This window comes from Natronorubrum sp. A-ect3 (assembly GCF_041821125.1).
Classification (GTDB): Archaea; Halobacteriota; Halobacteria; order Halobacteriales; family Natrialbaceae; genus Natronorubrum; species Natronorubrum bangense.
This window is the reverse complement of the sequence record NZ_JBGUBB010000005.1, coordinates 45,726-61,354: the sequence shown is the minus strand read 5'-3', so window position 1 is coordinate 61,354 and position 15,629 is coordinate 45,726. Positions and strand designations below refer to the sequence as shown.

The 15,629-nt window shown below is 58.1% G+C and carries 10 protein-coding genes; 7 read left to right on the top strand and 3 right to left on the bottom strand.

All coding sequences use genetic code 11. From position 1 onward, the window contains the following. Positions 1-450 precede the first annotated feature (450 nt). On the top strand, positions 451-1,653 hold the full coding sequence (locus ACERJA_RS15285; RefSeq protein WP_373609113.1) for a carboxylate--amine ligase: 1,203 nt from the start codon (positions 451-453) through the stop codon (positions 1,651-1,653). A gap of 194 nt (positions 1,654-1,847) precedes the next feature. Next, entirely contained in the window at positions 1,848-2,177 is a 330-nt protein-coding gene (locus ACERJA_RS15280) for a hypothetical protein (RefSeq protein WP_373609112.1), read from the top strand. Positions 2,178-2,369: 192 nt separating this feature from the next. Here ACERJA_RS15280 and ACERJA_RS15275 read toward each other — a convergent pair whose 3' ends face one another. After that, on the bottom strand, positions 2,370-3,677 hold the full coding sequence (locus tag ACERJA_RS15275; protein ID WP_373609111.1) for a hypothetical protein: 1,308 nt from the start codon (positions 3,675-3,677) through the stop codon (positions 2,370-2,372). A 373-nt stretch (positions 3,678-4,050) separates the two neighbouring features. Between ACERJA_RS15275 and ACERJA_RS15270 the strand changes: the two genes are divergently transcribed. From ACERJA_RS15270 to ACERJA_RS15260, 3 genes are all read left to right on the top strand, one after another. Beyond that, positions 4,051-5,841 (top strand): hypothetical protein, encoded by a 1,791-nt coding sequence (locus ACERJA_RS15270; protein ID WP_373609110.1) that lies wholly within the window; start codon positions 4,051-4,053, stop codon positions 5,839-5,841. 696 nt (positions 5,842-6,537) lie between these two features. Then, positions 6,538-7,524: a hypothetical protein gene (locus ACERJA_RS15265; RefSeq protein ID WP_049889930.1), complete on the top strand. Its 987-nt coding sequence runs from the start codon at positions 6,538-6,540 to the stop codon at positions 7,522-7,524. 414 nt (positions 7,525-7,938) lie between these two features. Continuing rightward, entirely contained in the window at positions 7,939-9,771 is a 1,833-nt protein-coding gene (locus ACERJA_RS15260; RefSeq protein ID WP_373609109.1) for a hypothetical protein, read from the top strand. 114 nt (positions 9,772-9,885) lie between these two features. On the opposite strand, the gene ACERJA_RS15255 is transcribed toward ACERJA_RS15260, so the two are convergent. After that, complete coding sequence (locus ACERJA_RS15255) at positions 9,886-11,352, bottom strand: flippase (RefSeq protein ID WP_373609108.1); 1,467 nt, start codon at positions 11,350-11,352, stop codon at positions 9,886-9,888. A 392-nt stretch (positions 11,353-11,744) separates the two neighbouring features. Between ACERJA_RS15255 and ACERJA_RS15250 the strand changes: the two genes are divergently transcribed. Beyond that, positions 11,745-12,914, top strand: coding sequence for a glycosyltransferase family 4 protein (locus tag ACERJA_RS15250; protein WP_373609107.1), 1,170 nt, complete (start codon positions 11,745-11,747; stop codon positions 12,912-12,914). Positions 12,915-13,273: 359 nt separating this feature from the next. Here ACERJA_RS15250 and ACERJA_RS15245 read toward each other — a convergent pair whose 3' ends face one another. Continuing rightward, a complete protein-coding gene (locus ACERJA_RS15245) occupies positions 13,274-13,870 on the bottom strand; it encodes an ArsR family transcriptional regulator (RefSeq protein WP_373609106.1) in 597 nt (198 codons plus the stop codon). Positions 13,871-14,641: 771 nt separating this feature from the next. Here ACERJA_RS15245 and ACERJA_RS15240 point away from each other — a divergent pair. Continuing rightward, positions 14,642-15,592: a transcription initiation factor IIB family protein gene (locus ACERJA_RS15240; RefSeq protein WP_373609105.1), complete on the top strand. Its 951-nt coding sequence runs from the start codon at positions 14,642-14,644 to the stop codon at positions 15,590-15,592. The last annotated feature ends 37 nt before the right edge of the window (positions 15,593-15,629 follow it).

Genomic DNA, 15,629 nt, shown 5'->3' with positions numbered 1-15,629 from the left:
GTTCGGGTCCAGGAACGTTGCATACCCAGACTGAACTGGATCGTGATGAGCGCGTCGCAGAACAGGTGCCCAGCGGTCCCAGTGCCATTGCTCTCTACGAAAGGGCCCACACCGGTGACAGTGCGGACGGCGGTACTGACGCGACCGCGACACGTCCTGCAGCCGCGCCGATACATCGTTACAGTAGTCCGTGTCACGTCAGCGCTTACGAGTAGCCGGAATGGAACACCGTTACTGCGTTCGGAGAACCGCACTGAGGCCTGCCCGTTGCCGACTCGCTCCGAGTTCGAAACACCCGGTTTCGACATGAACGCCGCTACCGTCGAAGACGCGCTCCACCGTGGTTTCGGGGAATTGATCGATCTCGAGACCGCCGTAGCCGACGGCTGAGGCCCTCAAGAGTTACGTTAGCCACGACATAACATTTCTACCCCATATTGGAGTGACCGTATGGACAACTCCGCCTGGAACGGGAACGAGTCAGTCGTCGTTCCGGGGATCGCCGCACCGAGTACGGTCGCCTGTGTGAGATCGCTCGGCAGACGCGGGATCCGGACAATCGTCGTCTCGAGTGATGAAACAACCCCGGCATTTCAGTCGAAGTACTGTGACGAGGCTGTGCGCGTGCCGTCGCCACACGAGGATCTCGTGGCGTACAAGGAGGCACTGCGCTCGCTTGCCATGCGCCCGGACGTGCGGACGATCATTCCCGTTCGGGAGCCGGACATCTACGTGTTATCGAAGTACAGAGACGAGTTCGCCGAGTACGTGAGCACTCCCTGGCCGACGTTTGAGACGCTCGCACGAGCACAGGATCGGATGCGACTGTTCGATGCAGCCGACACAGCGGGTGTCGCAGCGCCGGAAACGGCTCTGTTCACGACGGAACCCGACCAGGAACGCAAGTGGATCGTCAAACCACGGTATACGATTCTCGGAGACGAGTACGTCGACGAGTACACGCCCGAAACCTGTATTGCACCGCCGTCGACTCAGTATCTCGAGTCAACCCGGGGTGCCACAACGGAAGACATTCACACGGAGATGCACCACGTGCCGCTGGTCCAAGAGTACGTCTCGACGACCGAAGAGTACGGCTTCTTTGCACTGTACGACGAGGGCAATCCACTGGCGACCTTCCAGCACCGACAGCGACGCGGTTACAGCTACGCTGGCGGCCCAAGTTCCTTTCGCGAATCGGTCGACATTCCGGCCCTCGAAGAAGCCGGGCTGGCGCTGCTCGACGAACTCGACTGGCACGGGCTCGCGATGGTCGAGTTTCTGCACGACGAGGAGACGGGTGAGTTCAAACTCATGGAAGTCAACCCACGGTTCTGGTCATCGCTTCCGTTCTCCGTCCAGACCGGCTCGGACTTCCCCTACTACTACTGGTTGTTGGCAAACGGCGAACAGGACCTGATCGACCACGACTACCAGTCGGGAATCGGTGGCCATCTCCTCCGCGGCGAACTGCTGTATCTCCACTCGGTGCTCACAAAAGATATCGACCTCGTCGAGAAGCCATCAATGACGGAGGCAGTAACAGACGTAGCGTGGTCGCTGTACGACCAGCCACGATTTGACTACCTCAGTCGCGACGATCCACGTCCATTCGTTCGCGATCTCTGGAACACGCTCTCGACGCTCCGATAGGCGACCGATTTGTCGGACAACATGGCGCCGAATGTCGATCAGCTACCGCCAACTGAGGGCCCCCCATGTCCGTTTGTTATCATATCCTGGATGACTATCCTCTCGTCATGCTGTATCTGACTGCCTAAATTTCTCACATAGCTACCAATGTTTCGACAAGAAGGCTTATGCCGCAGAGACAGACTTACCGAAGTATGGCACGCGACACACCGGTACAGAACCAGGTTGCCACGTCAGAATCAGAACCGCTCCCAAATCTCGTGACGATCATCGGCCGCGGCGTCCCCTCGAGTTTCGAAATTACCGTCGACGGCGAGATCGAGATGGACGCGCACGATCCGTTCGCCGAGGGAACGGTCGTCTCGGGCAGCGTCGCAGAGGGAGCGATCGACGTCGGTGTACAGCGATTTCGATTCGCTGGCCAGGTGACGAACGTCCGCGTCGTCGACTGGAACGGCGTCGAAGCACCGGACTCCGCGAGCGTCCCGGACGTCCACGTTGATTACGGCGTTCCAGAACGATAGTTCGACCGAGCCGGATAGGGGTGCAGTTTTGCGGTTGAATCACACAGTCAGCGACGACTCGAGCGCGTCTTTCGGCTCGATATCGACGGTGCCGGCTGGTTCATGTGATGTGGTCCACGCCAACAGACGGGACCACGGGGTCAGGACGACGGTTCAGTGGCGACAGCCAGACACTGTCCCGACATGAGTCTGTTACCGGCTGGAGCGAACGCGTCGCAGTCCCGACTTCGCCGTCGTCCAGGCAGGATAGACGGTGTTGTAGACGGGAGCCGGTGCGTTTCTCGCGCCCGCGCGGAGGAGACGGTGTGACAGCGGTGGTTCGGACTCGGAAACCAGATCGTCGAGATCAGCCTGCTCGAACCACTCGAAAAACGCCGCCGCTTCAGTCGAGTTTTGCTCCGTTTCGCGCGCTCGCTCCCGAATGTCCGCCCACATATGACGCTCGTCTTGACCAAGAACCCACTGCCCGTCCTCGAGTGCAGCCTGGATCTCACGGTAGTTGTGGTCTGAAAATGGGTAGCCGTGTGCCGTCGGCTCGAGTCCGGAGAGCGACAGCCCGACAGCAGTTCGGTAACACTTCTCACACTCTCCGCAGTTGCCGTCCATCCGGTCGTTACAGGTCTGGAGTTCGAGCGTTGGCGCCTCATCTCGGATGTAGTCCGCGATGACGTCCAGACGTTCCTGACGAGTGAGTTCGTAGCCGTCGTGGTGACACTGGGTGCCAGCCCACCGGACGTGATTGTCGATATCGGGCCGTGATCCCCACTCGAGGTCGATCCCCTCCCAGTGGGTTGCGGCAACGTAGAGGTCCTCGATACCGCGGGCGTAGGCCATCGGCGCGCAGAGACCAAGCAGCCCGAGGCCATGGCCGACGGAGCTGTACCATGCGCCGTCGACGTAGCGTTTGTAGTGGGCCAGCAACATCGGATGGGCGAGAAAGGAAAGCATGTTCGACTCGAGAAACGCCGTCTCGAGCTCGTGGTCCTCGGCGAACGACGAGACACGCGAGCGGAGATGGTCCCAGTTGTCGTCGTCGGCCGGCTCGGGTGTGATCGTCCATCCACGGATGCTGATGAGCGTCGGCGACTCATCGCGATGGCGGACGTACGAACACGTCGAGTCGACGCCACCGGTAAAAAGCAGTCCGCTCTCGCCGCTCGCCTCGGGATCGATGTCGACCGTCTCTTTTGCATAGAGCGTGCCGCCCTCGAGGAACTCGTGCATCGAGCACAGCGTCGTCTTGACGTCTTCGAGAGCGTTCGCGAACGTTGTATCCACTTCGTCGACGTAGACGTCGGCCCCATTCGCCCACGCGACAGGACAGACCTGTGCGAGGACTGGGATTGCGAGGATACCCTCAGGAACGTCCTCGATGGGGACGTCGTAGTCGGTTCGAAACGGTTCGTTCGTGAAAAACCGCTCGAGGTCGGCGGACGTCCGTACGTCCGACTCGAGGGTCGTGCCGTCGGCGCTGACGTGGTCGATAACGATGGATGACATAGGGATAGGTCGAACTGGATTGCAGTGACGAAACTGCGTGCACCGGTTGCGGTCATCTCGATGGATTACGGACGGGTACAAAAAGCATCAGAACCGTTGATGGTTCGACAATCGAAAATGCAACCCATACACGTCAGTTCACGGCCGATAGGGGTTGCGTACATCGGTTCAGAAGTCGAAACAGACGAAAGACGCCGTCTACGGTGGCTCTGGTGGCAACTGCGGAAACAGAGGCGACCAATGGGCCGGTGAGAACGAACAGGGGGCTGTCTCCCAGCAAAATAAGAGCCGGATAACAAACCGCTGGCTCGAGGACCGTTCCTCAAGACATGCGTATCGACATTGGAACGGAGCGCGATTCCCTCGAGAGCAGATGAAACAGTCGACACTCAACGTGACGTTCGCCGTAGGATTTCTTGCAGCCGCGGTTGGACTCCTTGTGGCACGGGCGAACCCTGCGACGAGCTACGAGCCGTCGATATATACGGGCACACCGACGGCAACGTGGGTCGCCTTCGCCATCGCGTTGGCGATTGCCGTCAGTACAGTACTGATCTGTCGTGGCCGCGAACAGGCGCTCGGGATCGGACTCGGTGCAACGACGGTCACGGGAATCGTCAGTCTCCCGGTGATCAGGAACTACCGCTTTTCCGGGATGGGGGATGCACTCACGCATCTCGGATGGGCACGGGATATAACCAGGGGTGAGTTAGCTCCCCACGAGCTGTTTTATCCCGCCGCTCACTCGATCGGGGCGGTCTTTCACTACGTCGGTGGCGTCCCGATCGAACGCGGATTGCTTTTTACCATGATCATCCTGTTCGTTCCGTTCCTGATTTTCATTCCACTGGTCGTTCGAGAGCTGACCGGAACCAGTCTGGCAATCGGAGCCGGGGCGATCGTTTCCTGGATGATACTACCGATCAACAACATCGCGACGCACATGGGCGTCCATACGAACTCGAACGCCCTCTTTTTGGTTCCCGTTGTCATCTTCGCGGTCCTTGCCTATCTCCGTCGCCGAGCCGCGATCGAGCGGCTGCCGCTTGGCCTCTCACCGTTTAGCCTCCTGCTGATCCTGTCTGGGGTTGGGCTTCTGTTAGTCCACCCACAGCAGATGGTCAACGTCGTCATCCTGATCGGAGCAATCAGCGTCGTGCAGTACGTCGTCCGACGTCGTTACGACGATCATCCGATCCTCGACCATCCAACGATGTACGCACACACGGTCGTCCTTGGGGTCGTCTTTACCCTCTGGGCGGCGAGCAACGAACGATTCAGGGGCGCCCTCGTCGGGCTCGTTACTGGGATCTTCACAGAAGACATCGGTGGGAGCGCAGAGGTCGACCAGCGTGACTCCTCGCTTGCAGAGATCGGCGGCAGTCTCGGCGAACTGTTCGTCACGATGTTTCTCGATCTGGCACTGATCTCGCTGGTCGTCGGATTCTTCATCTTGCTGGTGTGGCTCGGCCGGACCGGTCTCGATCCCGAAACGAAAGCGATAGTCAACTATCTCTCGCTCTCGCTGGTGCCACTGACCGGACTGTTCGCCGTCTACTTTCTTGGGACTCCGGTGATGTCGTTTCGCCAACTCGGCTTTATCGCCGTCATCCTGACGATCCTTGCAGGAGTCGCCATCGCACGTGCTGTCGGCGGGCTCTCGAACTATATTACGAGACCAGGAGGCAACGCCGTCGCAGCAGTTGGGCTCGGTGCCTGTCTCGTGCTGGGACTGATGACCGTGTTCGCCTCACCGATGATCTACGATCCCGGACAACATATTACTGATCAGAAATTCAGCGGCTACGAAACCGGTCTGGCACATGCCGACGATGACATTCCCCACGCGGGAATGGGCTATGACCCCTACCGGTACGACCACGGCCTCAACGGAGTAGAAGCTGACGAGGCACTGAGCGGTGCAACAGTTGCGACCGGCGACGTCGATCCAGAGGAATTCGAAGCTGGCAACTACGATACGGCGTACCACGACAGGGATTACTACTTCATTATGACGCAGTACGATATTACCCGCGAGATTGAAGTCTATCAGGAACTCTATCACAGCGAGGCGTCACTCGAGGCGTTCGAAACCTCCCCAGGGACTAATAAGGTGATTTCGAACGACGAGTTCCGAATGTACGCTGTTGCCGGCCCGGAGTAACACGGGGAAGCCACGTCAGGCCATCATCACGACTTTTGCTCGAGGATGGCCTGATACCGATATATTCTTTTTAGTTTCGCGCACACGCGCGAGACACCGGTTCCAGAACATCCCACTCCGCCGGTCACTGACGACGAAAGAAATCAACACCACGGGACGGTGTCCACGCGACACTCCACGGGGAGCCTGCTGTGGCCTGTCGCCGATCGAAATCGGAGATCAACCAGCAGTCAACAAACAGCGGTCTGTTCTCGAGTTTATTCCACTCATCTACTCACTCTTACCGTCCCAACTCAACACAGGCAACTCCTCCACTGACAGAACGTCGTGACTACGCCCACTCTACAGCTGGTCGGTCACCGACCGACCCACATTCCATTCCCACGTCGGTTTCGGCCAAGTAATAACGGACTTTCGCCATCAGTTTGGCCTCGTGAACCAACGGCGTCGACGTCTCGCTGTCGATCGCGACGATCACGAATCAGGTAGTAGACTGCTTCTCGAGCGTCGTAAGATGATATTTCTGCAGAAAAATTGTCTTACTCGAGCGTCGATTTGCCGGTTAGTCATTCATATATTCGTGGTAGAACAGTCACAATATCTGTTGTATTATACAATGTTAGAAATATATTCTGTAAATTTTATCTACAACGACAAAGAAAAGTTTATGGCTGTAAGGGCAGGTTACGCAAGTGTATGGCGCAGAACCCCCGTACGTCTGAGACGGACACTACGCCGAATGCAAGCCGTAACAGTGGATTAAGCCGCCGCAGCTACGTGCGCTCGCTCGCTGCGGTCGCAACTGCAGCAGCCACTCTCGGCGCAACCGGCACAACCGCCGCTGAGGACGACTACGAGGAGACCGAAGCCACCGGCACGCCTGCCGCAGAAGGCGACTACGAAGAGATCGAAGCCAGTGGCCAGACCATCACCATCGGTGACGGTGAGACCTGGGAGAACAAACTGATCGATATGACGACCGGCCAAGACATCGTCATTACCACCAGCGGCAGTGACTGGACGATCCGAAACATCGGCTTCAAAGGAGAGAACACGTCCGGAACCGGCTCCGCGACGTTCGGTATCTCCGACTCCGGTGGCTCGAGCACGGTCGAGAACGTCTACCTCGGTGACGGCTCCGACGAGCGAAACGGAAGTTCGTCCGGGCACGGGCAAACTGCCTTCTGGGTCAACCCAGACCACGCCGGCCACATCGACTTCGAGAACGTCAACATTCAGGGCTTCGCCGACAACGCGATCTACGCCTCCGCGCCCGGCAACGCCGGCGGTGGCACGATCCACATCGACAGCTGTTTCGCCGCCAACTGTTATGTCTCGCACTTCCGACTCGCAACGGAAGGCAGCAAGGTGACGAACTCGAGCGTGTACGTCGGCAACGAGGGCTATGCGGGCCGTGGCATCTGGGCCTGGTCGCCCGGCACGATCGAAGTCGAAGGCTGCCAGATCGAGATGAACGGCCAGCACACCGCAATCGACGCCGGTGCCAACGGTCAGGGTACAAACGTTGTGGTCCGCGATACCGACTACGACGACGCAGCCGGCATCGCCGAACACGCTGGCTCGACCGTCCAACTCGAGGGCGACACGGGCACCGATCCCGAGGCGTTCATTCCGGACGGAACACCGACCAGCGCCGAAGAGGCAGCGGCCGGCAGCAACTGACGCTGCGAGATTGAAAGCAGATTCCCGCTGACGCATCCTCCACCTGCTGACGAAACTCTATCCCGCTGACGTACCCTCCACCCCGCTGACGTACCCTCCACTTTGCTGATTCGGGCAGGTGTTTTTGACCGATTTCATCGAACTGTTTTTGCTCGGTATTCCCTGACGCTGTAATCAGGAGTCGAAATCGGGTAGTAATAGCGTATTACTACCCAGAGAGCGGGGTATCTCGAGTGCAAAACAGTGGTAAAATTATCTTACTCAGGAAATCGAGATCGGCCCGCGATATATAAAATATCGTGAGGGAAATGCGTTCATTTCTTTATAGAATATACACATAGTATTCAAAGTCTGTAAATTTTAAGTAAAATAGAAGAGAAAGTTTATGGTGGTAGTATCATATTACCCGATTGCATGGCACGCGAATCTTCGGTACTGAACGATAGCGAATCCGCCGACAGCGAGGACCAGTCGGCGGACGAGAGCGGTAATAGTGGATTACTCCACCGGCGGTCGTACATGAAGTTGGCCGGTGCAACGACCGCAGCAGCAGCGGCGTTCGGAGCAAGCGCAAGCGCCGACGAAAACGACTACGACGTCATCCGCGCACGCGGCCAGGTGATCAATATCGGTCGCGGAGAGACGTTCGAGAACAAGCTCATCGACGTATCAACGGGTAACAGTGTCCTGTTGAACGTTACGGGGGCAGACTCAGTGATTCGAAACATCGGGTTCGAAGGCCTCTATCGCGGCGATCAGTTCCTGGTGTCGATCAATGCCGATCGCGGTGACATTCTCTTTGAAAACATCTATATGGGAGATGGGGCGACCAAAGAAGGCTCGAGTTTCGTCCACGGGCCTGGTGCAGTCTTCATGCACCGCGGCAACGACGCAAGCGTGACGTTCCGACACTGCAACGTCCAAGGATTCCCGAACAACGGCTTTTACTGTTCAAACACCGCATCCGGACCGAGCAGTGTCCACTTCGATACCTGCTTTGGAAAGAACAACGGCGTCACGACGTTCCGCTGTGCAAGCGGCAATGACGTGATCGAAAACTGTGTCGCGTACAACGACAACACCGACTACGGCCCCGGCTACGGTGGCTACACCGAGACCAACGGCCGGCCGGTCTGGGTCTGGAACGGCGGCACCGTGACGATTCGGGACTCACACTTCGCCGACGGGCCGTACCCCTACGCACTCGTCGCCGGCGCGAACGGCTCGCCCGGCAGCGTCAACTTCGAGAGCGGTGGCTACCGAGGAGATATTCAGCGTGCGAGCGGGTCGACCGTCTCCGTCGGTGACGGCGTCTCGACCTCGCCGGATCTCTCGGTCCCCGACGGCGTTCCGACCTCGGCAGAGGCAGCTGCGTCGGGAACTGCAAGCGCCGACAGTGGGACAAGCGGGACGGACAGTACCGAGGAAGAAGCCGATGAAGCGGACGACGACCTCCTCGAGAACGTGATCCTCTTCGACGGCGACGACTCGGACGTAACCCGATACGAGTTCGAAGTCGACGGCGATGTCGAGCCATCGAACTACGAGGGCGCGACGATCGACGATGAAGCCGAGATCGAAGACTCGCTTGTAAGCGGCGTCGTCGCAAACTGGAAAGACGCGTTCCGCTTTTCCGGCGACCTCGAGGAACTCACCGTCGACGGCCCGGCGACAGTGCTGGTCAACGACGAAGAGATCGATCCGGCAGATTACGGCGACGACCTCCCACACGTCCTCGAGGTCGAGGGCCAGGGGTCGCCGACGAGTTTCGAGATTACGGTCGAAGGAACGATCGAACTCGCTGGCGACGATGATCCCGAAGACGAAGCGACGACGGTTTCGGGTTCGACAGGCCAGAGTACTGTCACCGACGGGAGCCAGATGTTCCGCTTTTCGGGTGCACTGACAGATGTCACGCTCATCGATGGTGAGGCGACAGTCAGCCTCGATGGCGAGGAGATCGATCCAGCCGACTACGGCGACCACGAGGTGCTCCCTCACGCACTCGTTATCGACGGAACGAACGCTGAGGAGCCAAGTACGTACTCCTTCGAGGCCAGTGGTGCCGTTGTTAAGTCGACCTACCGAGACGCCTCGATCGACGACGAGGACGTCGTCGAGGGCCGAGCCGTTCGCGGTGCCGTCAGTAACTGGCTCGATGCCTACTGGTTTGACGGCGATATCGAGAAGTTCACGCTCTGTGGCGACGCAACCGTCGACGTCCAGTACAACGTTCGCGAGCAGTGAGGAACTCGCCGCTGCTCGTACACTGATAACCGGTATCGAAACCCAGTCTTCTCACTTCTCGCGGTGACCCAGTAATCGACGCTCTACGTCTGAGCGATAGAGCAAGCGAGACAGTCAGGTGAGCTGTGCAATCGTCTCACGTGGGTCGATAACGCCGCTTGCTGTGACCAGAACGCCCCAGATAGCGATGCCGATCGCGATTACGCCGAACAACGCCGGAATAGACGAGGCGTACGGGACGAGAAATAGCACTGATAGTCCCATCCCGCAGGCGATAGCCGACGTCAAGACGAGCGATCGACCGATCCGAACGAAATCCAGCGACAGTTCGCTGTGCATGACGTAGACGTTGACCAGCGTGTAGATCCCAAACGTAAGCACTGTCGCAGCAGCTGCGCCAGTGACGCCGTAGATCGGGATCAGAACGATGTTGAGACCGACATTTGCGACCGACGTCGCGCCTTTCGCATACGCCCGTGTTTTCGCCCGGCCGAGATAATCGAGTCCCTGCGTCGTGACACCCGTGATTGCCTGGAAAACAACGTAAACCGAGAGCACTTGCAACACCGGTGCTGCACCCGCATACTCAGTGCCGAAAATAAGCGTAATAGCAGGCTCAGCCACGAGCAAGATCCCCACCGCGGCTGGAATGTACAGCAAGAACATATACTGAAGTGTCGTCTCGTAGATCCGGGCCGCACGATCGAGCGAATCGTTCGCTTTCTCTTCGCCATAGGCCGGCGAAACCGAAAACCCGAGCGAACTAGCCGGGACGAGGACGAACTCGGTGACCTGCTTACTCAAAACGTAGTAACTGACTGCGACCGGATTGATGAAAAACGCAACCAGAATCGTATCGACCTGCCGGTCAAGGATGTTCGCGCTGTGAGAGGCAGTTAGCGGGACGCTGTACTCGAGCATCCGGTTCCGGAGCGATTTGCTCCCACCGCCATCCGCATACTGGGTGTAGAATCGACGGTAAAGCAACACCAGCCCGGCGGCTGTTGCGAGAGCAGCGCCCAGAATGTATCCAAACAGTGCCCCAGCAACACCCAGGCCGAGCGCTGTCAGGCCGACAACGAACAGAACACGTGTGACGTTGTTGATGATCTCGAGGACAGCACTCAAATTCACCCGGTTGAACCCCTGAAACAGCGACATGTGATACGAGTACAGCGACTGAACGATCAGATAGCCGGCGGCCAACCACATCAGCGCCGAGAGTTCAGGAATCTCGAGGACGGTGGCGAGCATGTCACGCGTTGCGATGAGGGCGACAGCGACAACGCCGAGCAAGAGCACTCGGTAGCGAAGCGACGTTCGCACGAGATACGGGATAACAGAGGGCTCGGTCTCCTTTTTTTCGGAAATGTAGCGTGCTGCCGAGCGAGCGAGCCCGAGGTCCGCACCGAGTTGCGCGACGGCAACGATGGAGATAATCGTAAACAACAGCCCGTACTGGTCGTTTGTCAACAGAAAGCGGGCAAGCAACAGCAACAGGAGCCCGTTCGCGATGTTGTTTACGAGCCGAGCACCGAGTGTTGCCTTGAACCCGTCAAGGATACGATCAGTGAGCGACATGCTCGACAACTCGTCCGTCAGCAGTTCGATTTCGGGGCAGTTCGTCGTCGGAGCGCCAGCCGTCGCCGTCGATCAGGCCTCGACAACACGCGCGACTGTCGAGACACCAGGAGAGAGCCAGTGGCGACGTCAACCACCGAATGCGTGGAAAGAGAATCGAAATCACTTGATCGCCGCTACTCTGAACACAGTCATTGTAATCCCTCCCGTACCTTCCGTTTTCCGTGCCATATCAATCGTTGGGCAAGAGATATCGACGAATATCGACTCCCGCAGCCCCAGCAGCAGGTTCGTCAGCCACGAGACTGCGTTTTCGAGGCGAACACCGATACGTGAAGAGTACTGACAGTACGAAATAGATAACAAAATAGTCGTGACACACTAGTTAGAGTATGAAAATCGGGTTCTATCACGACGCTGCAGGGACTCGTCATGCGGGTGGGATTGCGGTGTACACCCAACAGATGGCGGCAGCACTTAGCCGATCGAACGATGTCTACCTCTACACCCAGGAAGGAGACCTGTCACCGCTGTTGACCGAGTCGGACGTGACCGTGATAGAAACACCCTCGTTCAAGGACCACTGGACACAGTCGCTCGATCCGGTGCATCAGCTTGGCCCCCAAAACCGTGTCAAGCTCCTGATGACCCAGTGGGCCATCCGAAACGGCCTCATCGACCATATGAACGAGCACCTCGACATTCTCCTTACTTACCAGTTTCTGGATGACCTCCTCCTCTCGAACGTCGTCGACGTGCCAACCGTCTACACGTTCCATCGTCTCACGGGGTTCGGTCTTGGCGTCACACTTCGAGACAAGCTGTCACAGACAGAGCACCTGCTGGCAAACTCGGACGAAACCGCAAAGCGAGTGACGAACGCACTCGACTCCAGCGTCGAGGGACTCATCTATCCAGGTGTCGACGCGGATCGATTCCAGCCGGGAGTCGAACCCGCAATCTCGAGTGACGATCCGATCATCCTCTTCGTCGGTCGACTCGTCGAATCAAAAGGGATCTACGACCTGCTCGAGGCGGTGTCTCGTCTCGAGGGTGAGCAGGAACTCCACTTCGTTGGTCGTGGTGGCGAGAAAGCGCAGTTGCAACGCCGGGCCCGCGAACTCGGGATGTGGGAGCGAGTGGAACTCCACGGCGAAGTCCCACATCCGGAACTGCCGGCCTACCACGCCGGTGCCGACGTGTTCTGTCTGCCAAGCCACAACGAGAGTTTCGGGATGGCAAACGTCGAAGCGATGGCCTGTGAACTCCCGGTCGTGACGACGGCTCTCGAGGGAGTCAAGACGTATCTGGTCAACGGTGAAAACGGGCTCCTCGCACGGGTCAGCGACCCACAAGATCTGGCCGACAAGCTCACCATGGTCCTCGAGTCGCCCGAGCTCCGAGACACACTCGGCAGGCAGGCCCGCGAGGATATTCAGGCGTTTACCTGGCGCGAGCAGGCGCGACGGCTCGAGCAGTTCTGTTACGACGCAGTAGATCGATCCGAGCCAGCAGAGCCAGCACACCGCGAGCCGGTCGAGATGGAGCTGGATACGGTCTGATACTGCCAGACAACAGTCAGTAACCGCCCGATCGCGTCCCACGGCTCGTTGCCGTCGGCGACGATTGTTCGCGTGCAATCGGTGCGCAAATCGTGTTGTCCGGCAGTATGAACTGCCGGAAGCAACGAGCCACGTGTCGACTATCGAGACGAGTTTGGTTCAAAAACGGCCCCCGCGCCTGAAACAGGAACAGATGCTGGCACGCGAACTGCTCCGGTACTGGATGACGGTCGTCGGGAGCCAGTCGTCCGTTCGGGATCCGTGAATAAAAGTCCTTCTTCCCCCATAATCACCCTATCTGAAACCGCTGGACCAGTCATCGAAGCCAGCGATCGAAGCTGAGGAACGTCTCAGAGCAGTTACTCGATTCGTGATAGTTTGCCGTCGACAGTACGTTCCTGTTGGCGGTTCGTAACGACGTGTGCAGCCGAAAGGAGGAAAAACGCGACGACAACGATACCAGCGACACCGAGCGTCGGGATGGCCGACAGCGGTGGCAGGCCAAGAAAGGCGCCAGTAACAAGCGCTGCACCGACGACACTCAGTGCGGCATACCATCGATCCCACCGATCCTGTCGATGCGTATCCGTATCGAGATACATCATCAACAGATCGGCATTGTCCGCAAGCGAGATCAGCCCTCGATCCTGGTCGTACTCGACGATTCCAGCGTCATCCATCTTCGGAAGATGAGTCTGATAGAGGGCGACATACACCCGCTTGCGCTGATCAGAGCTGAGTGCGGCGACGTCAGTATCGTTCTCCCAGGCGGCGATCTGCTCGGCGAGTTCACCGAGTGTCACTGTTTCCTCGGCCTCGAGCAAGTATGCAAGCACTTCGCGGCGACGTCGGTTCTTCAGGAGTTCGAAAATAACGTCTTTCGAGAGCCGTTGTTCCTCGCCTGAGTCGGCCACTGACGCGATTTCGTCGGGAAGCGAGGTGTCGATCGAAGACATTATTCGTGGCCTCCGGACTCAGGAAGCCCAGTTGCGCCTGTGTCTGGTAAATTATGGAACGCAAAACAGTGGCTATACTGTTTGATCGACGGGAGCGGCATCGTTCTTGATCTGCAGGTCGCAATCACGGTTGACACACCAAGTTGTACACCAATACTGACACTCTTAAGCACAGCCACGTTTCGCACCGGCTGCAAAGCAGGTACGGATCGACTTCTCGGCCTCGAGAGTGTCGGAGCTGACCGCCGAGTCAAGAGCTGTGTGCCGTCGAAAGTCGGGAGGGCAAGTATCAGACGGTTGTGCGTGTGTATCGACTGCGTACGGATGAAACAATCGTGTAGTCGTTGGGGCGTGGAGTGGAGGGGCCGAAACGTGGCCGGAAACCAAACGGGAAGGATACGACACGACACTGGTACGGAACGTTTGCTGCCTCGAACATAAAGACGAACGACAGTTCGATTCAAAAAGCTGAATTTATGGAATGAATGCGTGATTTACGGTGGGCAATCACCGAAACTATGCCCACATTTCATGTGGGTGGATCACATTGCACATGGTAGGGCGAGGACGTCAGGCAGGACGCTTCGCCCACAGCGGACCGATGGGACACGGCTTCGGCACGAATCAGTCGATCGCTTGATCGGGCACAGCGACGCTGAATCGCTGTCTTCCTTCTCTTCGTCGAACGTCACCGACCACACTAGTAAGTCCGGGTTTCTCACGAAACCATGTTATCCCCTTACAATGCCTGCACGGATGCATTTATTACTGATGACGCGGTCCCTCATCGATCATACGGAGAAAGAAGCAGAAAAGACAGAGCCCGGGCTGTGTCCGGACTGTGAGACCGAGACGATCGTACACGACCCGGACCGCGGCGAGCGAGTCTGCAAGGAGTGTGGGCTCGTCTTAACCGAAGATCCGATCGACTACGGCCCGGAGTGGCGGGCGTTTAATGCCCAAGAACACAACGAACTCTCTCGAGTCGGTGCACCGCTCACACAGTCGATGCACGACCGAGGGCTGACGACAACGATCGACTGGCGGAACAAAGACGCCAACGGACACTCGATGTCGGCCGACAAGCATGGCCAGCTCCATCGACTCCGTGTCTGGCAGGAACGGATCAGAACGAAAAACGCAGGCGAACGCAATCTGAAATACGCCCTCTCGGAGATCGACCGGATGGTCAGTGCCTTAGGCGTCCCAAAACCCGTCAAAGAGACTGCAAGCGTAATCTACAGGCAGGCACTCGAGCAAGATCTCATTCGCGGTCGATCGATCGAAGGGGTCGCGACCAGCGCCCTCTATACCGCCTGTCGAAAGGAAGACATTCCACGCAGCCTCGAAGAAGTAACCGCCGTCTCACGGGTCGACCAACGGGAAATCGGACGGACGTATCGATACATCGCCGACGAACTCGACATCAACCTGGAGCCGACGAACCCTCGTCAGTTCGTCCCCCGCTTTTGCTCTGAACTCGACGTCAACAAAGACGTCGAGACGAAAGCCGTCGAGATTATCGACCAAACGACCCAACAGGGACTCCACTCGGGGAAATCCCCAACCGGGTTCGCCGCCGCGGCCATCTACGCCGCTGGACTCCTCTGTGACGAGACGATTCCACAGCGAGCAGTCGCCGACACTGCACAGACGACCGTCGTTACCGTTCGCAATCGATATCGCGAGCAGCTCGAGGCGATCGATCAGACACCGGCCTGATCACGGAGACGTACCCTCAGGATACAGCCGCTCGGTT

Excerpts from the sequence above, each read along its gene's own strand:
- ACERJA_RS15285 (WP_373609113.1), top strand. The coding sequence starts at position 451 with ATGGACAACTCCGCCTGGAACGGGAACGAGTCAGTCGTCGTTCCGGGG.
- ACERJA_RS15280 (WP_373609112.1), top strand. The coding sequence starts at position 1,848 with ATGGCACGCGACACACCGGTACAGAACCAGGTTGCCACGTCAGAATCA.
- ACERJA_RS15275 (WP_373609111.1), bottom strand. The coding sequence starts at position 3,677 with ATGTCATCCATCGTTATCGACCACGTCAGCGCCGACGGCACGACCCTC.
- ACERJA_RS15270 (WP_373609110.1), top strand. The coding sequence starts at position 4,051 with ATGAAACAGTCGACACTCAACGTGACGTTCGCCGTAGGATTTCTTGCA.
- ACERJA_RS15265 (WP_049889930.1), top strand. The coding sequence starts at position 6,538 with ATGGCGCAGAACCCCCGTACGTCTGAGACGGACACTACGCCGAATGCA.
- ACERJA_RS15260 (WP_373609109.1), top strand. The coding sequence starts at position 7,939 with ATGGCACGCGAATCTTCGGTACTGAACGATAGCGAATCCGCCGACAGC.
- ACERJA_RS15255 (WP_373609108.1), bottom strand. The coding sequence starts at position 11,352 with ATGTCGCTCACTGATCGTATCCTTGACGGGTTCAAGGCAACACTCGGT.
- ACERJA_RS15250 (WP_373609107.1), top strand. The coding sequence starts at position 11,745 with ATGAAAATCGGGTTCTATCACGACGCTGCAGGGACTCGTCATGCGGGT.
- ACERJA_RS15245 (WP_373609106.1), bottom strand. The coding sequence starts at position 13,870 with ATGTCTTCGATCGACACCTCGCTTCCCGACGAAATCGCGTCAGTGGCC.
- ACERJA_RS15240 (WP_373609105.1), top strand. The coding sequence starts at position 14,642 with ATGACGCGGTCCCTCATCGATCATACGGAGAAAGAAGCAGAAAAGACA.